Origin of the sequence: Cryptosporangium arvum DSM 44712, from assembly GCF_000585375.1 — a bacterium.
Classification (GTDB): Bacteria; Actinomycetota; Actinomycetes; order Mycobacteriales; family Cryptosporangiaceae; genus Cryptosporangium; species Cryptosporangium arvum.
This window is the reverse complement of record NZ_KK073874.1, coordinates 2,019,181-2,039,061: the sequence shown is the minus strand read 5'-3', so window position 1 is coordinate 2,039,061 and position 19,881 is coordinate 2,019,181. Positions and strand designations below refer to the sequence as shown.

Below are 19,881 nucleotides of genomic sequence, written 5' to 3'. Positions count from 1 at the left end.
GAACGCACCGAGCCAGCCGAACGCACCGAGCCAGCCGAACGCACCGAGCCAGCCGAACGGGCCGGGCTCGCCGAGCCAGCCGGGTCGGCGTGGGTCGTGTCGAGTCGCGGCCGGCCGAGCCTCGCGAGAGGATCGCGGCATGAGGATCGTGGTGAGCGGAGCCAGTGGGCTGATCGGGACGTCGCTGGTCGACGACCTGCGCCGGGACGGGCACGAGGTGATCCGGCTGGTGCGCCGCGAGCCGACCGGGCCCGACCAGCTGCGATGGGACCCGGCGGCCGGGCGCCTCGACCCGGCGGCGCTCTCCGGCGCCGACGCGATCGTGCACCTCTCCGGGGCCGGCGTCGGCGACCGGCGGTGGACCTCGCGGTACAAGGCGACGCTCATCGACAGCCGGGTCGACAGCACCCGCACGATCGCGACCGCGGCCGCGCAGGCCGAGAAGCCGCCGAAGGTGCTGATCTCCGCGTCGGGCATCGACGCGTACGGGGACACCGGCGACCGCGAGGTGCGCGAGGACGAGCCGTTCGGCACGGGTTTCCTCGCCGATCTGTGCCGGGTCTGGGAGGCCGCCACCGGCCCGGCCGAGAACGCCGGTATCCGGGTGACGCACCTGCGCTCCGGGCTCGTCATGGGCCCCTCCGGCGGGCTGATGGGCCGCTTGAAGCCGCTGTTCAAGGCCGGCCTCGGCGGGCGCCTCGGGTCGGGGCGGCAGTGGTGGCCGTGGATCTCGCTGCGCGACGAGGTGGCCGCGATCCGGTTCCTGCTCACCGCCGACGCCGTGGCCGGACCGGTGAACCTGGTCGGCCCGGAGTTGGTGACGAACGCCGAGTTCACGGCCGAGTTCGCCCGGCAGGTGCACCGGCCGGCGCTGGCGCCGGTGCCGCCGTTCGCGCTGCGCCTCGCGCTCGGCGACTTCGCCGACAACGGCATCCTGTCGAGCAAACGCGCCGTCCCGGGCGTGCTGCTCGACCACGGCTTCGAGTTCACCGACGCCACGCTGGCCTCCGCTCTGCGCTACTCGTTGAGCTGAATCGGGATCGGGTCGCACGTCTCCCGGAGGGCGGCGGCGACCTCACGAGCGGTGGGGATCCGCTCGGCGACGGCCGCCGCCAGCACCGCCACCAGCCCGGCCGGCACCCCGTACGCGACCAGCCGTTCCGGCCACCCGACGGGAAGACCGGGCTCCGGCCCGGCGCTGAAACCGGACTCCGGCCCGGCGCCGAAACCAGGCTCCGGCCCGGCGGTGGGGCCAGACCCAGTTCCGGCGGCGGCGACGGACCCCAGCCCGGCGGCGGCGAAGCCAAGCCCCGGACCGGCGGCGGCGGCGACAGACCCCAGTCCGGCGGTGAAGCCAGGCCCCGGCCCGGCCCGGCGATCGGTCGGCGGCGCGGCGGGCAGGCCCAGCAGGGAGCGCACGGCGAGAACGGCGAGCTGACCCGCCCGCTCCCCGGGCGCGAGGGCTTCGGCGAGGGGCGCGAACACCGCCACTACCTCGCCGACCCGTAATCGTGGGGTTGCGTCCATGGCGCCGAACGGTAGGCCGGTTGCGGCGTCGCCGCGCTGGGCGTCCACAGGCATATTTCGGGCAGTGAGGGACTGTTTCACCACCGGCCGCATCGGTCGCAGCGGGCCCGCGGTTGTCCACAACCACGGGCGAATCCTCGACGGCGCGCCGTAGTCTCTTCTCGACGGGGCGGTGCGATCGTTCCGGTGTAAGGCGTTCGCGTTCGGGGGACGGTGATCGCATGGACCTCACCACACTCGCCGGGGACCCGACCTCGGAGCCGGACGATCTGGCGGGCGCCGTCGACGCCGCCGCCGGAGAGGTCGCGGCGTTCGGGCCCGTTCTCGGGCTCGTCGAGCACGATGCGCCGGCTGTGCGCACGGCGGTGGCCCGCGCGTTGCCGCACCTCGCGGCGATGGAGATCAACGTCCCGTTCGCGCCGTTCGCGGTCGACGCGTTGATCAGCCTCACGGCCGACCCCCACGGCGACGTCCGCAACTGGGCCTGTTTCGGGCTGGGCACCCAGATGGACGAGGTCGACGGCACGACGGTGCGGGAGGCGCTGGCCGCCCGGCTCACCGACCGGCACGGTGAGGCCAGGCGCGAGGCGCTGATCGGGCTGGCACGGCGGCGTGATCCGCGCGCGCTGCCCGCGGTCCGGGCGGCGCTGTGCCGGTCGGACGTGTGGCTGCTCGAGGTGGAGGCGGCCGGCGCCCTGGGCGACTCGTCGCTGCACCCGCTCGTGATCCGCCACCTGGACGGGTGGGACGGCGGTGCGGCCCGCACGGTGGCCGCGGTGGCCCGGCTCACCGACCCCGACGGGCTCGGCGCCGACCTGATCGACGGGCTGGCCGCCTGGTACCGCTCCGGCGGTCCGCTCGCGGTCGACGCCGATCCCGGCTGGTGGCGCATCGCCCTCGATCTGCTGGAGCTGGCGCCGTACCGGGCCACCGAGCTGGCGTCGGCGGTCGCCAGGTGCCTCGGCAGCGACCAGCACGCGCTGGACGTGCTCGACGACTCCACGCTCGGCGCGCTCGCCCGCACGCACGGCTGGTCGGGGGTGCTGCGGGCGTAGGCTTCGAGCATGACGCTCGCTACGGCCCCCACCGACGTGCGACTTCTGCCGGGTCTGAACGAGTACCGCGAGGTCTGGGAAGAGCAGCGCCGGCTGCACGCGCTGCGCGTCGCCGACGAGATCCCCGACACCGTGCTGCTGCTCGAGCACTATGACGTCTACACCGCCGGGCGGCGCACCGAGGCCTCCGAGCGCCCGTTCGACGGCACCCCGGTCGTCGACGTCGACCGCGGCGGCAAGATCACCTGGCACGGCCCCGGCCAGCTGGTCGGCTACCCGATCGTCCAGCTGCCCCGCCCGCTCGACGTCGTCGCGTACGTGCGGCGCATCGAGGCGATGCTGATCGAGGTCTGCGCGGAGTTCGGCCTGGCCACCACCCGCGTCGATGGGCGCACCGGCGTCTGGATCCCGGCCGACGACCGCGGGCCGGAACGCAAGATCGCCGCGATCGGCGTGCGGGTCAGCCGCCGGGTGGCGATGCACGGGTTCGCGCTGAACTGCAACTCCGAGCTGCGCGGGTTCGGCAACATCGTGCCCTGCGGCATCCAGGACGCCGGGGTCACGTCGCTCTCGGCCGAGCTCGGCCGCACCGTGACCGTGGCGGACGCGATCGCGCTCGTGGAGCCGCGGCTCCCGTCGCTCGCCGGTGGCCCCGACCGGGTTTGACCACACCGGTTCCCGGGTAGCGGCCGGACGACATCGCCGGTTTCGTGGTAGGCAAACCCGACCGTATCCGTTTCACCGGAGGTGGCCTGGTGTCTCACACGGACGAAAGACCCGCTTCCGATACGTTCGCCGCGCTGGCGGCCGAGCCGTACGTGAGCCTGACCACGTTCCGCAGAGACGGCACCGCCGTACCCACCACGGTGTGGGCGGCACCGTTCGGCGGCCGGCTGCTGGTGTGGACCGGCGCGGAGTCCGGCAAGGTCAAGCGTCTGCGCAACGCCCCCGTGGCCACGGTCGCCCCCTGCGACCAGGGAGGGTCATTGCTCGGCGACCCGGCGCCCGCGCACGTGCGCATCATGCGCCGTGACGAGAAGCGCACCCTGGACGCCGCGTTGAAGGCGAAGTACGGCTGGCAGTTCCGGATCTCCGCGCTCGGCGCCGCGATCGGGCGGCTGATCGGCGTCGGGCGGCGCGGCCAGATCGGGCTGGAGATCACGCTCGATCAGGCGTGAGCGGCGCCACGTCGTTCGGTACTCAAACCGGCGTAGGCTTTGCTGCTGTGACGACGGTGCAGCCCGAAGGACGCAAACTGCTCCGGTTGGAGGCCCGCAACGCGGAGACCCCGATCGAGCGCAAGCCACCATGGATCCGCGTAACGGCGAAGATGGGCCCCGAGTACACCGACCTCAAGGGTCTGGTGAAGCGCGAGGGCCTGCACACGGTCTGCGAAGAGGCCGGCTGTCCGAACATCTACGAGTGCTGGGAAGACCGCGAGGCCACGTTCCTGATCGGTGGCGACCAGTGCACCCGGCGCTGTGACTTCTGCCAGATCGACACCGGCAAGCCGAAGGCGCTCGACCGGGACGAGCCCCGCCGGGTGGCCGAGAGCGTCCAGGCGATGGGCCTGCGCTACTCCACCGTCACCGGCGTCGCCCGCGACGACCTGCCCGACGGTGGTGCCTGGCTCTACGCCGAGACCGTCCGGCAGATCCACGAGCTGAACCCGGGAACCGGCGTCGAGCTGCTCGCTCCCGACTTCAACGCGGTCCCGGAGCTGCTCGGCGAGGTCTTCGCGTCCGCGCCCGAGGTGTTCGCGCACAACATCGAGACCGTTCCGCGGATCTTCAAGCGGATCCGTCCCGGGTTCCGGTACGAGCGGTCGCTGGACGTCATCCGCCAGGCGCGGGCGGCCGGCCTGGTCACCAAGTCCAACCTGATCCTCGGCATGGGCGAGGAGCCCGAGGAGGTCACCGAGGCGCTGCGTGATCTGCACGGCGCCGGTTGCGACCTGGTGACGATCACGCAGTACCTGCGGCCGTCGCCCCGCCACCACCCGGTCTCGCGCTGGGTCAAGCCGGAGGAGTTCGTCGCGTTCCAGGAGCAGGCCGAGGAGATCGGCTTCGCGGGCGTGCTCTCCGGGCCGCTGGTGCGCTCGTCGTACCGCGCCGGCCGGCTCTACCAGCAGGCGATCGAAGCACGCGCGACGGCGACCGCCGCGGTCTAGATATGCGGTGGACACACGTCGGACACGAGCGTCCGGCATGATGTGTCCTGCCGAACGTACACGTGAAGTTACTTTCAGTAAGCAGGAGGTTGCTGTGACCACCGTTCAGCCACTGCGCCAGCTGGTCACGTCGGCGATCGCGCTTCTCCCCGAGGGGGGCCAGCGCACCGCGCGTCGTAACGCCTGGGCAGCGATGAGCGAAGACAACCGTCGGGCCCGTGACCGCCGGGAGGCGGCTGCCGCGTTCGCGGTCCCGCCCGCGATCGCCCGCCGGGCCAACCAGCACATCTGATCGGGCTCGCCATATTGCGCGGTCACAGCGCGCTCTAGACTTGGAGCATGACCTCCGCCACCCCCGAAAAAGTCGGCTTCCGCCAGCGGGTCCGACAGATCTTCCAGGTGTTCAAGTTCGTTCGGGGGCACGATCGTCTGATCGTCCCGCTGATGCTCGCGGCGTTCCTGGTGCCGCTCCTCGTCGGTATCGGCGTCGCCTGGCTCACCGGGCTGTGGGTCATCGTGCCGCTCGCGGTCCTGATCGCCGTTCTCGCGACGCTCATCGTCTTCAGCCGCCGGGTGCAGAAGGCGACGTACGCGCAGGTCGAGGGGCAGCCCGGGGCCGCGCTGGCGGTGCTGGAGTCGATGCCGGGCAACCGCAACCAGCGCAACTGGAAGTTCACGCCGGCCGTGCAGGTCAGCCAGCAGCAGGACGTCGTCCACCGGGTGGTCGGCCGTCCCGGCGTGATCCTGCTCGGCGAGGGCGCCAGCCACCGGGTGAAGCAGCTGGTCAGCACCGAGCGCAAGCGCGTCAGCCGGGTGCTCACCGACGTGCCGATCCACGACGTGCTGGTCGGTGAGGACGAAGGCAAGGTCTCGATCCGCAAGCTGCAGTCGCACCTGCAGAAGATGCCCAAGAGCCTGACGCCGGGCCAGGTCGGTCAGATCGCGCAGCGCCTCCAGGGCCTCGGCGGCGCCCGCCCGCCCATCCCGAAGGGCCCGATGCCGAAGTCGGCCCGCGCCATGAAGGGCGCCAAGCAGCAGATGTACCGGGGGCGTTAACCCCGGTTGTTCGGCACGACGAGGGAGCCGGTCACCTTGTCGTGCCAGCGGCGGCCGTCGCTCGTGATGAGCAGGGCCGGGATCAGCAGGATGATCAGGACCGTGCGGAGCAGAGCGCGGCCCAGCCCGATCGGGCGGCCGTCGGCGATTCCCTGGCAGTGGATCTTGAGCAGCCGCATGCCCGGAGACTCACCGAACAGCCCGATGAACGCCGTGTAGGCCACCAGGAACACCGCCGTGCTCCAGCCGCCGGGCGGGGCGGGGTAGGTGAACAACCCGGCCACCATCGCGCAGAGGACGCCGTCCACAAGGAAAGCCGCGGCGCGGCGTCCGAACGATGCGGTTGACGGAGGACCGACGGCGGTAGAGCTCACATGCCGACCCTAACGGCCCGGGGTGGGCCGGCGGGAACGTGACTTACGCCGCCCGTAGGCTTCGTCCTAAGCTGTCCGGTAATGGGCGCCTCCGCCTTCGTCTCGTCACCCTGGTTAACATCGGCGAAACTGATGGGACATTGGCAGGCAACCGGCGCTTCCTACGTTGTGGCCAGCGACCCACACTGACGGAGGATGGATGTTTTCCCAGCCCGACGAACTGATCCGGTTCATCCAGGACGAGAGCGTTCGCTTCGTCGACGTCCGTTTCTGTGACCTGCCGGGTGTGATGCAGCACTTCACGATCCCGGTCGAGTCGTTCGACACCGACATCCTCGAAGAGGGGCTGGCGTTCGACGGGTCGTCCATCCGAGGCTTCCAGCAGATCCACGAGTCGGACATGCTGCTGCTTCCGGACGTGTCGACGGCATTCGTCGACCCGTTCCGGGTGAACAAGACCGTCGCGCTGAACTTCTTCATCGCCGACCCGTTCACCCGTGAGGCCTACTCCCGCGACCCGCGCAACATCGCGAAGAAGGCCGAGCAGTACCTGGCCAGCAGCGGCATCGCCGACACCGCGTACTTCGGTGCCGAGGCGGAGTTCTACATCTTCGACTCGATCCGCTTCGACACCAACCAGCACAGCTCGTACTACTACGTCGACTCGGTCGAGGGCGCCTGGAACAGCGGCCGCGAGGAAGAGGGCGGCAACCGGGGCTACAAGACCAACTACAAGGGTGGGTACTTCCCGGTTCCCCCGATCGACCACTTCGCGGACCTGCGCGACAGCATGGTGAACAACCTCCAGCAGGTTGGCATCAGCGTCGAGCGTGGCCACCACGAGGTCGGCACCGCCGGTCAGGCCGAGATCAACTACAAGTTCTCGACGCTGCTGCACTCCGCGGACAACCTGATGCTGTTCAAGTACATCATCAAGAACACCGCGTGGGCCGCCGGCAAGACCGTCACCTTCATGCCGAAGCCGCTCTTCGGTGACAACGGCTCGGGTATGCACACCCACCAGAGCCTGTGGAAGGACGGCAACCCGCTCATGTACGACGAGGTCGGCTACGCCGGTCTCTCGGACACCGCGCGCTGGTACATCGGTGGTCTGCTCAAGCACGCCCCGTCGCTGCTCGCGTTCACCAACCCCACCGTCAACTCGTACCGGCGCCTCGTGCCGGGCTACGAGGCCCCGGTCAACCTGGTGTACTCGCAGCGCAACCGCTCGGCCTGCACGCGTATCCCGATCGTGAGCAGCCCGAAGGCCAAGCGCATCGAGTTCCGCGTGCCCGACCCGTCGGCCAACCCGTACCTCGCGTTCTCCGCGATGCTGATGGCCGGCCTCGACGGCATCAAGAACAAGATCGAGCCGCCGACGCCGGTCGACAAGGACCTCTACGAGCTCCCGCCGGACGAGCTGGCCGAGGTTTCGCAGGTCCCCGGTTCGCTCCCCGAGGTGCTCGACCGCCTCGAGGTGGACCACGACTACCTGCTCGAGGGCGGCGTCTTCACCCCGGACCTGATCTCGACCTGGATCGAGTACAAGCGAGCCAACGAGGTCGACCCGGTGCGCCTGCGCCCGACCCCGCACGAGTTCGCGCTGTACTACGACATCTGATCCATCGGTGTGCCGCTCCTAGCGGCCGGCGCACCACCGTCAGTCCGTCGCCGGGCCGCCTCCCCTATCGGGAGGCGGCCTTCGGCGTTTCGGCGACGACGATCGTGACCTCGTCGCTGGAGACCACTCGGCACTCCAGGCCCGCGGCCGCGCCGCACGACGCCAACGCCTCCGCTTGGTGGCCGCTCGTCTCCATCAGGAGGTGGCCGCAGGGGGCCAGCCACCCGGGCGCCCCGGCGACGACACGGCGCAGGACGTCCAAGCCGTCCGCTCCCCCGTCCAGGGCCACCTGGGGCTCGTGGATCCGGGCCTCCGGTGGCAGCAGGCGGATCGCTTCGGTGGGGACGTACGGGGCGTTGGCGAGCACGACGTCGACCCGGCCGCGGAGCGTCGTCGGCAGCGGTGCGAACAGGTCGCCCTGGTATACCCGACCACGGACGTTGCGCCGGGCGGAACGCACGGCGGCCGGGTCGATGTCGACGGCGTGGAGGTCGACGTCGGGCAGGCGGATGGCCAGGGCGGCGCCCAGTGCGCCGGACCCGCAACACAGGTCGACGACGGTCGGCGCCGGTGGGGCCAGCCGGGCCGCCTGCCGGACGAGCAGCTCGGTGCGGTGGCGGGGCACGAAGACCCCGGGGTCGACCGCGATCCGCAGACCGCAGAACTCGGCCCAGCCCAGGACGTGCTCGAGCGGCAGACCGGCCACACGCCGGTCGACCATCGTGAGGAGCTCCGCCGGGGACGGCGACGCGGCGATCAGCAGCTGGGCTTCGTCCTCGGCGAAGACGCACCCGGCGGCACGTAAGCGGCCGGCGATGGCCCGTTCGGAGAGCGGGGAAGAGGGACCTGACATGGGGAGGCCTTTCGGTGAAGGCACTCCCGGGGCCGCCTACCGCGGATGAGCGGCCCGGCAACCGGAGGGGAGTGCCCGATCGCGCCTGACGTGAATCGGTCTCACCTCCTCGGATGGGTCCGGACCCGGACGACGCCACCGTACCGGCGCCGCGGTGGCCGTGCGAGCGGGATTCGGCGCTCACTCGTCCGCCCCGAACGGGTGGGTGTGCAGCCACCACACGATCACCGCGCGGCTCGCGGCGCTCCGGCCGCCGTACGTCTCGGCCCAGGGCAGGTCGTCACCGATCGGGCGGACCCACCACTCGGCGGTGCCGAGCACGCCGAGTTCGGCGATCGGGTCGTCCTCGCGGAGCAGGAGCCACCGGTTGCGCCCGAGCGGCCAGACGCGCCACGGCGAGGTGCCGCCGGCCGCGGCACCCGGCCGGGACGGTGGGTCGAAGCAGGGGTCGTGCGCGGACATCGGAGATCTCCTCCCCCTCGCGCGCCAGTGGTTCCGGCGTTCGTGAGGGCAGCAAAGTCGGTCCGGCGAAATGTCCGACGGCGCTTCTAAGATGCCGGACACCGGACGGACGGCCGGACATCGCCGGACACGGTCCGGACACTCCCCGGGCCGCCCACCGACACGGTCCGGGGCTCGCGTCCGGTTCGGAAGGAGTACGCGTGTGACTGGCACCGACCACCCCACGTCGCTGGGCGCGCTGCTGCGGCACCACCGCACCCGCGCCGGGCTCACCCAGCGCGAACTGGCTCACCGGGTGGGCTACAGCCGCTCGACGATCGCCAACGCCGAGACCGGTGACGTCCGGTCGGCCGACTTCTACCGCCGGTGCGACGACGTCCTCGCCGCCGCCGGCACGATCACCGCCGCCCGCGCCGCGATCGGCACGCACCCTGGCCCACAGGCCGGCGCGCACTCTGCCTCACAGGCCGGCACGCACCCCGACCCACGTGTCCCGGCGCTCGAGTACCGGCTCGCCGGGGTTCCTCCCCAGGAGACGATCGAGCACCTCCGGCGGCAGTGGCACCTGCTCGTCCGCACCGACAACCTGTTCGGGCCCCGCGCCGCGCTGCCCGACGTCCGCGCGGCGCTGCGGGTCCTGGCGGCGCTGGAGGCCGGCGGCCCGGCCCGCACCGCGCGGCTCTGCCTGTCCGCCCGGTACGCGATCACCGCGTCCTGGCTGTACCAGGACACCGGGCTCCCGGCCGACGCGACGACGTGGGCCGGCCGGGCCGTCGAACGCGCCCACGAGAGCGGCGACCGGGCCTCCCTGGCGTGGGCGCTGCACCGCCAGAGCCGGCTCGCCGAGCGCGACGACCCGCACCGGGCCCTCGCGCTCGCCCGGGCCGCGCTCCGCCAGGGCACCGACGCCCAGCGTCCGCTGGCCGCGGCGCTGCACGTGCAGTGCGCCCGCGTCGTCGCGCTCCGCGGTGACCGGGCCGGGTGCGACGCGCTGCTCACCCGGGCCACGCTGCTCGCCGACGCGCGGGAGAGCGCCGGTGACGGCCGCACCGGCTACGGCGGGCACTGCACCAGGGCCTGGGTGCTGGCCGCGCGCGGCGAGTGCGCGCTCCTGCTGCACGCCCCCGCCGACGCGGTGCGCCCGCTCCGCACGGCGCTGACGCTCCTCGCGCCGGCCTACCGCCGCGACCGCGGCCTCGTGCTGGGCCGGCTCGTCCGGGCCCGCACCCTCCTCGGCGACGCCGCTGGGGCGCAGCGCGCGGCCACCGAGTGCCGCGCGATCGGAGAGGCCACCGGGTCCGCGTCGGTGCTGGCCCTGGCCGACGCGGCCGGCGTCAGCTCAGCAGCGTGAACGCCACGGCTGGTCGAACGACCCGGTGAGGAAGTAGCTGCCCGCCCGCGTCAACCGCACCTTCACCCACGTCCCGTCGGGCTCGATGCACCCCTCCGGGCCGCGCAGCACCAGCCACGGCGACCAGCGCACGCGCACGGTCAGGTCGGTCGCCACCGGGCTGCTGAAGCGCACCCCGGTCGCGCCGCTGGACTCCAGCTGGGCCGGGTACGCCACCACGGACGGGCCGCCGACCACCCGGTAGAGCGACCAGTCGGTGTTCTCCCACTCCTTGCGCAGGTAGGAGAGGTTCGCCTCGATCAGCGCCGCCTCTTCCCGCCCGGCGGGGTCGAGCCGGGTGTCGCCGCGTGGCACGGCGACGTAGCTGACCGCGTTCTCGTAGAGCCAGGAGAGGTACGTGTCGGGCGCGAGCGTGTCGTCGTAGAACAGCGGATTGCGGTCGACGTCGACCTGCCGCTCCCAGCCACGCGCGATCGGGACGACGTCCGCGACGTACGTCGACTCCCAGTGGTCCCGGAGCGGGACCACCTCCACCCGGCCGACCGGCCCGCGGCGTTCCAGCTGGTCCATCAGCGGCTGGTAGTAGAGCTTCGTCGCCTCCCGGGCCCCGGCGTAGGCCAGGTCACCCCCGATCAGCGGCGGCTGCCACCAGCACAGCAGCGCGACGACGCCGACGAGCAGCCGCCGGTCGAACGTCGAGATCGCGACCACGACCGGCGCCGCGAACAGCATCGAGAGCCGGACGACGTTGCTGCCGACGGGGTTGTGCGTGTAGTACGTGAGCGCGGCGCCCACCGCGGAGAGCACCGCGGCGATCCGCACCGCCTGGTATCCCCGGCGCGGCACCAGCAGCACGACCGCGAGGCACGCGGCCACGCACACCTTCATCGACTCTTCGCTGAACGGCTGGACGCCGCCGTCGTGGAAGATGAACGTCGGTACGACCATCGCGACACCGGCGCCGAGGCCCAGCACGAGCCCTTCGGCCACCACGCCGGACAAGAGCAGCGCGGTGCCGCACAACCCGACGAACAGGCCGGCCACCGGGCTCGCCGCGGTGCTCAGCGCCGCCAGCGTCGCGGCCAGCACCATCTCCCACCAGCTGGCGCGGGGCTGGAGCAACGCCCGCATCCAGTGCGCCGAATCGTCGAGCGGCGGGCGGTAGCGGTGCGCGGACGCGGCGACGACGCACAGCGCCAGCATGCCGAGCGCGATGCCCATCGCGAACGTCGTCCGGCCGCTGACCAGGTTGAACACGCCGGTGATCGCGCCGAGCACACCGGCGGTGAGAGGTCGGCGGGCCCCGACCTGGGCCAGCAGCCAGGCGAACGCCACCGCGGAGACCACGACCGAGATCGCGCCGACGCCACGCGAGCCGAACACGGCGTTCGCCGGGCCGGTGAACGCGCTGTACCCGAACGGATAGACCCCGCCGTACCAGCGGAAGTCGATCGGTACCCAGCCGTGCTCGTCGAAGAAGTGGCCGCGGGCCACCTGCGCGGAGAGATCGGTGCCGGCCAGCGGCAGCGAGAGGAACCCGACCGCGAGCAGCAGTGAGGTCAGGAACGTGACGGTGACCGGCATCCGGTGCGACTCCGGGAGGAGCCGCGTGAGCAGCCCGTCCCAGCGTCGTCCGGAGCGCGGCGGCTCCGAGCCCACCGGCAGCCGCACGCTCACCCCGCCGGTCGTCGACCCTTTCGACGGGGAGGACGCCGTGTTCGACGGGGACGACACCGTGTCAGGCATAGAACACTCGCTCCACCGCCTGCCGTCCGTGCCGCATGGTCCGCAGGTAGTCGTCGAGGAACTCGCCGGTGTCGTCGTCCGACGACCAGCCGACCGCGCGGGCCACCCCGGTCAGCTCCCGGCCGTGCCGCGGCAGCTGGTCCGACGGGCGGCCACGCACCAGCATCAGCCCGTTGCGCACCTGCGCGGCCAGCTCCCACGCGGCGACCAGCGCGTCGTGGTCGACCTCGCTGATCAGCGACGCGTCCCGGGCCGCGCCCAGCGCCGCGATCGTCTGCGTCGTCCGCAGCCCCGGCACCTGCGCCGCGGAGCGCAGCTGCAGCAGCTGCACGGTCCACTCGACGTCCGCGAGGCCACCGCGTCCCAGCTTGGTGTGCGTCGCCGGGTCGGCGCCGCGTGGCAGCCGCTCGACGTCGACCCGGGCCTTGATCCGGCGGATCTCGGTGACCGCGGCCGTGTCCAGGCCCTCGGCCGGGTAGCGCAGCGGGTCGATCAGCTCGACGAACCGGCGACCCAGGTCCTCGTCACCGGCCACCGGCCGGGCCCGGAGCAGCGCCTGCCACTCCCACGGCTTCGACCAGCGCCGGTAGTACTCCGCGTACGACCCGAGCGACCGCACGAGCGGCCCCTGGCGGCCCTCGGGGCGCAGGTTCGCGTCGATGCCCACCGGCGGGTCGGGCGCCGGCATCGACAGCAGCCGACGCAGTTCCTCGGCCACCGCGCGCGCCGCCACGGTGGCGTCGTGCTCGGACGCGCCGGCCAGCGGTTCGTGCACGAACATCACGTCGGCGTCGGAGGAGTACGACATCTCCGACCCGCCGAGCCGGCCCATGCCGATGATCGCCATCCGCATCGGCAGCTCGCCCTGGCGCTGCTCGCTCACCACCCGCTCGGCGACGCCCAGCGCGGCCACCAGCACGGCGTCGCACACGTCGGTGAGCGCGCGGCCGACGGTCTCGACGTCGTCGAAACCGAGCAGGTCCGCGAACGCGGTACGCAGCAGTTCCCGGCGGCGCAGCGCGCGGGCCGCCACCACCGACGACTCCGCGTCCGCGTGGCGGGTGGCGGCCGCACGCAGCGCGCCGTGCAGCACCTCCCGGGAGCGGGGCCGCAGCTCGCTGTCCTCGGCGAGCAGCCGCAACCCTTCCGGGTCGTGGGTGAGCAGGTCGGCGACGTAGACGCTGGTGCCGAGCAGCGTCGGCAGCCGTTCGGCGACCAGCCCCTCGTCGCGCACCAGCCGGAGGAACCACGGCGTGGTGCCGAGCCGGTCGGACACCTGCCGGTAGGCGAGCAGGCCGGCGTCGGGGTCGGGCGCGTCGGCGAACAGCCCCAGCATCGCCGGGAGCAGTGCCCGCTGGATGTGCGCGCGCCGGGAGACGCCCTGCGTCAGCGCCTGGACGTGACGCAGCGCTCCGGACGGGTCGGTGAAGCCGAGCGCCTCCAACCGCGCCTGGGCCGACTCCGGCAGCATCCGCAGGTCTTCGTTGGAGACGGTGGCGACCGCCTCGAGCAGCGGGCGGTAGAACAGCTTCTCGTGCAGCCGACGCACCTCGCGGGAGTGCCGGGCCCACTCGGCGTGGAACGCCTCGACCGGGTCGCCGCCGCCCCGGTGCCCCAGCATCGCGGCCAGCCAACGCAGCTCGTCGTGGTCGGTGGGCAGGCTGTGGGTGCGGCGCAGCCGCTGCAGCTGCAGCCGGTGCTCGACCGTGCGCAGGAACCGGTAGGACGAGTCGAACGCCTCGCCGTCGAGCCGGCCGACGTACCCGCCGTCGATCAGGGCCCGCAGTGCGTCGAGCGTGTTGCCGCTGCGCAGTGTCGCGTCGCCCCGGCCGTGGACGAGCTGCAGCAGCTGCACGGCGAACTCGATGTCACGCAGGCCGCCGGGGCCGAGCTTGATCTCCCGGGCCGCCTCCTTGGCCGGCAGCGACTGCTCGACCCGCTGACGCATCGCCCGGATCTCGGCGACCGCGCCCTCGCGCCCGGCGGCGCCGTCCCGGCGTGACTTACCGGTGGTGGTGCCCCACACCAGCGGCGTGACCTCACCCATCCAGGCCATGCCGAGGTCGAGGTCGCCGGCGATCGGGCGGGCCTTGATCAGCGCCTGGAACTCCCAGGTGCGGGCCCACTGCTTGTAGTACGCGGCGTGCGACGCGAGCGTCCGGACCAGCGGTCCGTCCTTGCCCTCCGGACGCAGCGCGGCGTCGACCTGCCACGCGACCTCCTGGCAGATCCGGATCATGCCGCTGGCCAGCGACGTCGCGGCACGCAGCGCGGGACCCGGGTTCTCGGTGCCGGGAAACTCCTCGCCGGGCGCGCCCGGCTCGGCCACGAACACCACGTCGACGTCGCTGAGGTAGTTGAGTTCCCGGCCGCCGCACTTACCCATGCCGATGACGCCCAGCCGCACCGCCGGAGCGCCGTCGGGCAGGGCGGCCGCGGACACCGCGAGCGCGGCCCGCACCGTGGCCTCGGCCAGGTCGGCGAGCTCGGTGGCGATCATCGCGACGTCGGAGCGGCCGGTGGGCCCGGCGTCGCTGAGGTCGCGGGCCACGGTACGCAGCAGGCACCGGCGATAGACCAGCCGCAGATCGGCGACGACGTCGGGCCCGGAACCCCGCGCTTTCACCCCAGCGCTCCCCCAGGTTTCCCCGGCGTCGATCGGCGCGCCCACCGCGTCCAGCAGGATCTCGCGGAGCAGCTCCGGGGACGGGGGCGAGGGTTCCCACACGCCGGTCACCAGCGCGCGCCACTCGTCGGGAAAAGCACAGAGGTGATCCCCGAGCGCGGCCGACGCGCCGAGGACGCCGAACAGCCGGTGGCGGAAGCCGACGTCCTCGCGGAGCGAGGCGGCGAGCGCGGCCGGTTCCTTCTGGGCGGCGTTGAGCCGGTGCAGCGTGAGCACCGCGAGGTCGGGGTCGGCCGCCGCGGCGAGCTCGGTGATCAGCAGTTCGCCGTCGGGACCGGCGGGGGCGGACGCCTCCGGGCTCCACCAGCCGAGCCCGTCGGGCCCGAGGAGGTCCGCGGCGCGGCTGGGATCGCGGAACCCGAGGCGGGCCAGCCGGCTGGTGCCGACGGGAACGGGACGGGTCATGCCTCCACCACCGGGAGGGGTACGCCGGGGCCGGCGCCGCGACCGGCGGCGACCGCCACGAACCGGGCCGCGAACGGACGCCACACCTCTTCGACGTCGGTCTCCACCGCCGCGCACCGGGCCAGTACGGTCGCCGCGTCCAGCCCGGCGCGTTCGAGCGAACCGTCGTCCCCGGCCGCCCACGACGCCAGCATCGCCTGGTCGCACTCGATGTGGAACTGGATTCCCCAGGCCTTCGGACCGATCCGGAAGGCCTGGTGAGGCACCCGGGGCGATGACGCGAGCAGCACCGCGCCGGGCGGAAGGACCGTGATCTCGTCGACGTGCCACTGGTACACGTCCGGCGTGAACGGCAGCATCGCGAACAGCGGGTCGGTGTCGGCGACGTCCCGCTTGGCCACCAGGAACGCCCCGATCTCCGGCCCGTTGGCGGCCGGCTCCACCCGTCCGCCCAGCGCGTCGGCGAGCAGCTGGCCACCCAGGCAGACGCCCAGGGTGGCCACCCGCTCGTGCACCGCTTCGCGCAGCAGCGCCTTCAACGCCGGGAACCAGGGCGACGCCGGTTCGCCGTGGGCCGCCTGGGCGCCGCCCAGCACGACCACACCGTCGTACCCGGTCAGGTCGGCCGGCAGCGCGTCACCGGCGTCGGCGTTGACGACGTGCAGATCGGCGCCTGCCTCGACCAACCAGTCCCCGAGTCGACGGGCGTCGTCCTCGGCATCGTTCCGGACGACCAGCAGGCGTGGGTTGCTCACCCCTGCAGGCTATCGACTGCCGCTCACAAGAATGGCAGGTACCGACGCCGCTCGTACGCGGTGACCTGGCGGCGATAGTCGTCCCACTCGGCGCGCTTGTTCTTCAAGAAGAAGTCGAAGATCTGCTCGCCGAGCGTCTCGGCGACCAGCTCGCTCTTCTCCATGTAGCCGAGCGCCTCGGAGAGGTTGTGCGGCAGGTCCTCGTACCCCAGCGCACGCCGCTCCTCCGGCGAGAGCGACCACACGTCGTCCTCGGCCCCCGGAGGCAGCTCGTAGCCCTCTTCGATGCCCTTGAGACCGGCCGCCAGCAGCACCGCGAACGTCAGGTACGGGTTGCAGGCCGCGTCGACCGACCGGATCTCGACGCGAGCCGAGTGCGGCTTGCCGTAGCGCGGCACCCGCACCAGCGCCGACCGGTTCAGGTGCCCCCAGCTGATCGCGCTGGGCGCCTCGTTGACGACGTTGTGCTGCGGAGCGCCGAACAGCCGCTTGTACGAGTTCACCCACTGGTTGGTGACGGCGGTGTACTCCCGCGCGTGGAAGAGCATGCCGGCGATGAACGCCTTGGCGGTCTTCGACAGCGTCATCGGGTCGCCCGGGTCGTGGAACGCGTTGCGCTCGCCCTCGAACAGCGACAGGTGGGTGTGCATGCCGTTGCCGGCCAGGTCGGTGAACGGCTTGGGCATGAACGTCGCGGAGACGCCCTGGAAGAGCGCGACCTCCTTGATGACGTGCCGGAACGTCATGATGTTGTCGGCGGTGGCCAGCGCGTCGGCGTAGCGCAGGTCGATCTCCTGCTGACCGGGCGCGGTCTCGTGGTGGCTGAACTCCACCGAGATGCCGATGCGCTCCAGCGCCAGCACGGCCTGCCGACGGAAGTCACGCGCGGTGGCGTGCGTGGTGTGGTCGAAGTAGCCGCCGGAGTCGACCGGCGTGGGCCGGCGACCGTCGGTGGGGTGGTCGGCCAGCAGGAAGAACTCGATCTCGGGGTGCGTGTAGAACGTGAACCCCTTGTCGGCGGCCTTGCGCAGGGCGCGACGCAGCACGTGGCGCGGGTCGGCCCAGGACGGCGACCCGTCGGGCATCTGGATGTCGCAGAACATCCGGGCGCTCTCGCCGGACCCGGCACCCTCGAACGGGAAGACCTGGAACGTCGACGGGTCGGGCATCGCGACCATGTCGGCCTCGTAGACCCGGGTGAAGCCCTCGATCGCCGAGCCGTCGAAGCCGATGCCCTCTTCGAACGCCGCCTCGAGCTCCGCCGGCGCGACCGAGACGCTCTTCAGCGTCCCGAGCACGTCGGTGAACCACAGCCGGACGAAGCGAATGTCTCGCTCTTCCAGCGTGCGCAGCACAAAATCCTGCTGACGGTCCACGACGCGTTCCCCTCGTTTCAGTGCACTCGGACTGCTGCCCGGAGTCTCCCGGGGCCTTGTTACGACGACGTTACGGGGTTGGGGCACCCTGTGGGGAATCGCCGGATCTGGCCCTGGATGACGCTGATATCACATCACAAGGGGGCACTCCGACCGTGACGAACCCCACGCGCGTGCGGGCGGATCCGGTGCGACGATGAAGGCGTACCCGGGGACCCGCGCAGGCGGGCCTCGAGGAGGAAAGGGGACGATGATGTCCGAAGAGACGTCGTTGTACGGCGGTCCCTCGCACCGCCGAGTCCGTGCCCGTGACCTGGTCGCCGCGAAGGAACGCGGTGAGCGGTGGGCGATGCTCACGTCCTACGACCAGTACACCGCCGCCCTGTTCGACCGGGCCGGTATCCCGGTCCTGCTGGTCGGCGACTCGGCGTCGAACAACGTGTTCGGCAACGAGACTTCGCTGCCGGTCACCGTCGACGAATTGATTCCGCTGGTCCGGGCCGTGAGCGGCGCGGCTTCGCGGGCGATGGTGGTGGCCGACTTCCCGTTCGGGTCGTTCGAGTCCGGGCCCGCGCAGGCGCTCGCGACCGGCGTCCGGTTCCTGAAGGAAGGCCGCGCGCACGCGGTCAAGCTCGAGGGTGGCGCGCGGGTCGCGCCACAGGTCGACGCGCTGACCGGGGCCGGCATCCCGGTGTTCGCGCACGTCGGCTTCACCCCGCAGCACGAGAACCTGCTGTCGGGCTACCGCGTACAGGGCCGCGGTGACGACGCCGACCGCATCGTCGAGGACGCGGTCACGCTCGCCGAGGCCGGTGCGATCGCGGTGGTGCTGGAGATGGTCACCTCGGACGTCGCCAAGCGGGTCACCGACGCGATCCGGGTACCGACGGTCGGCATCGGAGCCGGCGGTTACACCGACGCGCAGGTGCTGGTCTGGCAGGACATGGCGGGCCTGCGCACCGGCAAGCTGCCGCGGTTCGTCAAGCAGTACGCGGACATGAACGCGATCCTCGACGACGCGGCCCGCCGGTTCGCCGAGGACGTCCGGGAAGGCAAGTTCCCGGCCGAGGAACACACTTTCCACTGAGTTCAGTGGTGGCGGCGGCGGCCTCCGCTGCCGCCACCGAACACGAAGATGCCGATCAGGAGCAGCGGCCAGACCGCGAAGACTCCCCGGCTCGCGGCCACCAGCGCACCGAGCATCAGGAAGACCGCCGCGGCGATCATCGCGTAGCGCACCCAACCGTCGGAGTGCTCCGGCGCGCGGGCCGGTTTCACCACGGCCGCCGCCGGGAGCACCTCGTCGAGCGGCACCGGCAGGTCCGCCAGTAACGGACGCAGTTCGGCGACGGTCTTGGTCGCGTACGCCGTCTCGACGCGCTGCTCGTACTCCTCGATCGTCAGCCGGCCCTCGGATGTGTGCTGCCGCAGCAGTTCGACGACACGCTCGCGGTCTTTGTCCGAAGCGCGAACCGGTGGACGATCGAAGTCCATGCTGCCTCCCGGGGTACTCGGCGAACCCTCGCCGAGCGATCTCGCCGCCGGTCGAAACGGTTCATCTCGACGGTACCCCGGGAGTTCGAGCGATCAGTCGTTCCAGCGCCGGTCTTCGGCGTCCGCGGCCGCGTTCCGTGCGGCGACGGTGTCCAGGGCCTTCTCCGCGGCTTCCCGAGACGAGTACGGGCCGAGGCGGTCAGCCGCCTTGCCCCGGTCGTCGTCGGTTTCGACGCGCTTGTGCTTGAGGTTCCACCAGTACCGGGTTTCCTCGGCCATCGCGATCACCTGTCCTCTCGGTCCGAACGCCTATTTCCCGACGTCGGGGCGGCACAAACGGTTGGCCGCCGCGACCACCGCGCGGCGCCGGCCGGCCCACTCGTCCTCGTCGATCGGGCCGCCGGTGAGCATGCGCGCCATCTGCGGGGCCGCGAACCACCAGTTCGCCAGCGCCAGCAGGAAGAACATCAGGTGGTGCGGCTCGAGGGTGTCGTCCAGCAGGCCGCGTTGCTGGGCGACCCGGATCGCCTCGGTCTTCTCCCGGTAGTGGAGCCCGCGGTTGGCCTCGTCGGCGACCGCTCCGGTGTCCGCCAGCCCTTCCCAGAGCATCAGCCGCTGCAGCCCCGGGTCCTCACGCAGGTAGTCGAACGTGCGACCGGCCATCTCGCCGAAGTCCTCGGTGCGCTCGACGCGGACCGGGATCGCGGCGGCGACCTTGTCCAACTCCTCGGCGATGACGCTCAGGAACAGCGCGTTCTTGTCGCCGAAGTAGCTGTAGATCCGCTCCTTGTTGGCCTTGGCTCGCACCGCGATGCGCTCGACGGTGGTGCCGTGCAGCCCGTGCTCGGCGAACTCCCGCAGCGCGGCGTCGCGGATCCGTCGTTTGGTGGCTTCGACGTCCCGGGGCATGTCTCTCAGCTTAGCGCTCCCAACTCCAACGTTGGCGTTGG

21 protein-coding genes are annotated in these 19,881 nt (G+C 72.0%); 10 read left to right on the top strand and 11 right to left on the bottom strand.

Translation table 11 applies throughout. From position 1 onward, the window contains the following. Nucleotides 1–139 precede the first annotated feature (139 nt). Nucleotides 140–1,033 carry a TIGR01777 family oxidoreductase gene (locus CRYAR_RS09465; protein WP_035849941.1) on the top strand — a complete coding sequence of 298 codons (894 nt, stop codon included), beginning with the start codon at nucleotides 140–142 and terminating at the stop codon, nucleotides 1,031–1,033. Here CRYAR_RS09465 and CRYAR_RS09460 read toward each other — a convergent pair. Continuing rightward, nucleotides 1,018–1,527, bottom strand: coding sequence for a hypothetical protein (locus CRYAR_RS09460; protein ID WP_157017536.1), 510 nt, complete (start codon nucleotides 1,525–1,527; stop codon nucleotides 1,018–1,020). The two genes, CRYAR_RS09465 and CRYAR_RS09460, sit on opposite strands and share 16 nt — an antisense overlap. A 221-nt stretch (nucleotides 1,528–1,748) precedes the next feature. Between CRYAR_RS09460 and CRYAR_RS42890 the strand changes: the two genes are divergently transcribed. The 6 genes from CRYAR_RS42890 (at nucleotide 1,749) to CRYAR_RS09430 (ending at nucleotide 5,808) form a co-directional block, all read left to right on the top strand. Continuing rightward, nucleotides 1,749–2,582, top strand: coding sequence for a HEAT repeat domain-containing protein (locus tag CRYAR_RS42890; protein WP_051569966.1), 834 nt, complete (start codon nucleotides 1,749–1,751; stop codon nucleotides 2,580–2,582). 9 nt (nucleotides 2,583–2,591) lie between these two features. Next, nucleotides 2,592–3,248, top strand: a complete 657-nt coding sequence (gene lipB / locus CRYAR_RS09450) for a lipoyl(octanoyl) transferase LipB (RefSeq protein ID WP_035849937.1) — start codon at nucleotides 2,592–2,594, stop codon at nucleotides 3,246–3,248. Between the two features lie 89 nt (nucleotides 3,249–3,337). Beyond that, entirely contained in the window at nucleotides 3,338–3,760 is a 423-nt protein-coding gene (locus CRYAR_RS09445; RefSeq protein ID WP_245620423.1) for a PPOX class F420-dependent oxidoreductase, read from the top strand. Nucleotides 3,761–3,807: 47 nt separating this feature from the next. Next, on the top strand, nucleotides 3,808–4,752 hold the full coding sequence (gene lipA, locus CRYAR_RS09440) for a lipoyl synthase (protein WP_035849934.1): 945 nt from the start codon (nucleotides 3,808–3,810) through the stop codon (nucleotides 4,750–4,752). Between the two features lie 94 nt (nucleotides 4,753–4,846). Further along, complete coding sequence (locus CRYAR_RS09435) at nucleotides 4,847–5,044, top strand: hypothetical protein (protein WP_035849931.1); 198 nt, start codon at nucleotides 4,847–4,849, stop codon at nucleotides 5,042–5,044. A 47-nt stretch (nucleotides 5,045–5,091) separates the two neighbouring features. Further along, nucleotides 5,092–5,808 (top strand): DUF4191 domain-containing protein, encoded by a 717-nt coding sequence (locus tag CRYAR_RS09430; protein ID WP_035849929.1) that lies wholly within the window; start codon nucleotides 5,092–5,094, stop codon nucleotides 5,806–5,808. Here the strand turns inward: CRYAR_RS09430 and CRYAR_RS09425 are convergent. Continuing rightward, nucleotides 5,805–6,182, bottom strand: coding sequence for an RDD family protein (locus CRYAR_RS09425; RefSeq protein ID WP_051569964.1), 378 nt, complete (start codon nucleotides 6,180–6,182; stop codon nucleotides 5,805–5,807). The genes CRYAR_RS09430 and CRYAR_RS09425 overlap by 4 nt on opposite strands. Before the next feature lie 199 nt (nucleotides 6,183–6,381). Here CRYAR_RS09425 and glnA point away from each other — a divergent pair, with 199 nt between their 5' ends. Further along, the gene (gene glnA, locus CRYAR_RS09420) at nucleotides 6,382–7,803 is read left to right on the top strand and encodes a type I glutamate--ammonia ligase (RefSeq protein ID WP_035849926.1); all 1,422 of its coding nucleotides are present in this window, start codon (nucleotides 6,382–6,384) and stop codon (nucleotides 7,801–7,803) included. A gap of 64 nt (nucleotides 7,804–7,867) precedes the next feature. Here glnA and CRYAR_RS09415 read toward each other — a convergent pair whose 3' ends face one another. Together CRYAR_RS09415 and CRYAR_RS09410 are read right to left on the bottom strand one after the other, a co-directional pair. Continuing rightward, nucleotides 7,868–8,656 carry a putative protein N(5)-glutamine methyltransferase gene (locus CRYAR_RS09415; protein WP_035849924.1) on the bottom strand — a complete coding sequence of 263 codons (789 nt, stop codon included), beginning with the start codon at nucleotides 8,654–8,656 and terminating at the stop codon, nucleotides 7,868–7,870. 180 nt (nucleotides 8,657–8,836) lie between these two features. Further along, a complete protein-coding gene (locus tag CRYAR_RS09410; protein ID WP_035849921.1) occupies nucleotides 8,837–9,118 on the bottom strand; it encodes a hypothetical protein in 282 nt (93 codons plus the stop codon). A gap of 202 nt (nucleotides 9,119–9,320) precedes the next feature. Between CRYAR_RS09410 and CRYAR_RS09405 the strand changes: the two genes are divergently transcribed. Then, the gene (locus CRYAR_RS09405) at nucleotides 9,321–10,469 is read left to right on the top strand and encodes a helix-turn-helix domain-containing protein (protein WP_035849918.1); all 1,149 of its coding nucleotides are present in this window, start codon (nucleotides 9,321–9,323) and stop codon (nucleotides 10,467–10,469) included. On the opposite strand, the gene CRYAR_RS09400 is transcribed toward CRYAR_RS09405, so the two are convergent. From CRYAR_RS09400 to CRYAR_RS09385, 4 genes are read right to left on the bottom strand one after another with little or no spacing between them, the layout of a single operon-like run. Then, nucleotides 10,458–12,215 carry a hypothetical protein gene (locus CRYAR_RS09400; protein ID WP_157017534.1) on the bottom strand — a complete coding sequence of 586 codons (1,758 nt, stop codon included), beginning with the start codon at nucleotides 12,213–12,215 and terminating at the stop codon, nucleotides 10,458–10,460. The two genes, CRYAR_RS09405 and CRYAR_RS09400, sit on opposite strands and share 12 nt — an antisense overlap. Continuing rightward, nucleotides 12,208–15,306 carry a bifunctional [glutamine synthetase] adenylyltransferase/[glutamine synthetase]-adenylyl-L-tyrosine phosphorylase gene (locus tag CRYAR_RS09395; RefSeq protein WP_035849916.1) on the bottom strand — a complete coding sequence of 1,033 codons (3,099 nt, stop codon included), beginning with the start codon at nucleotides 15,304–15,306 and terminating at the stop codon, nucleotides 12,208–12,210. The genes CRYAR_RS09400 and CRYAR_RS09395 overlap by 8 nt, the downstream gene beginning before the upstream one ends. Then, a complete protein-coding gene (locus CRYAR_RS09390; RefSeq protein ID WP_211247359.1) occupies nucleotides 15,303–16,061 on the bottom strand; it encodes a type 1 glutamine amidotransferase in 759 nt (252 codons plus the stop codon). The genes CRYAR_RS09395 and CRYAR_RS09390 overlap by 4 nt, the downstream gene beginning before the upstream one ends. 23 nt (nucleotides 16,062–16,084) lie before the next feature. Beyond that, nucleotides 16,085–17,437 carry a glutamine synthetase family protein gene (locus CRYAR_RS09385; RefSeq protein ID WP_035849913.1) on the bottom strand — a complete coding sequence of 451 codons (1,353 nt, stop codon included), beginning with the start codon at nucleotides 17,435–17,437 and terminating at the stop codon, nucleotides 16,085–16,087. Between the two features lie 253 nt (nucleotides 17,438–17,690). Between CRYAR_RS09385 and panB the strand changes: the two genes are divergently transcribed. Further along, nucleotides 17,691–18,524, top strand: coding sequence for a 3-methyl-2-oxobutanoate hydroxymethyltransferase (gene panB / locus CRYAR_RS09380; RefSeq protein WP_211247945.1), 834 nt, complete (start codon nucleotides 17,691–17,693; stop codon nucleotides 18,522–18,524). A gap of 2 nt (nucleotides 18,525–18,526) precedes the next feature. Here panB and CRYAR_RS09375 read toward each other — a convergent pair whose 3' ends face one another. The 3 genes from CRYAR_RS09375 to CRYAR_RS09365 form a co-directional block, all read right to left on the bottom strand. Continuing rightward, the gene (locus CRYAR_RS09375) at nucleotides 18,527–18,931 is read right to left on the bottom strand and encodes a DUF1707 SHOCT-like domain-containing protein (RefSeq protein ID WP_035849908.1); all 405 of its coding nucleotides are present in this window, start codon (nucleotides 18,929–18,931) and stop codon (nucleotides 18,527–18,529) included. A gap of 93 nt (nucleotides 18,932–19,024) precedes the next feature. Continuing rightward, nucleotides 19,025–19,210, bottom strand: a complete 186-nt coding sequence (locus tag CRYAR_RS09370; protein WP_035861493.1) for a hypothetical protein — start codon at nucleotides 19,208–19,210, stop codon at nucleotides 19,025–19,027. A gap of 30 nt (nucleotides 19,211–19,240) precedes the next feature. Continuing rightward, nucleotides 19,241–19,840, bottom strand: coding sequence for a TetR family transcriptional regulator (locus tag CRYAR_RS09365; protein ID WP_035849906.1), 600 nt, complete (start codon nucleotides 19,838–19,840; stop codon nucleotides 19,241–19,243). Between the last annotated feature and the right edge of the window lie 41 nt (nucleotides 19,841–19,881).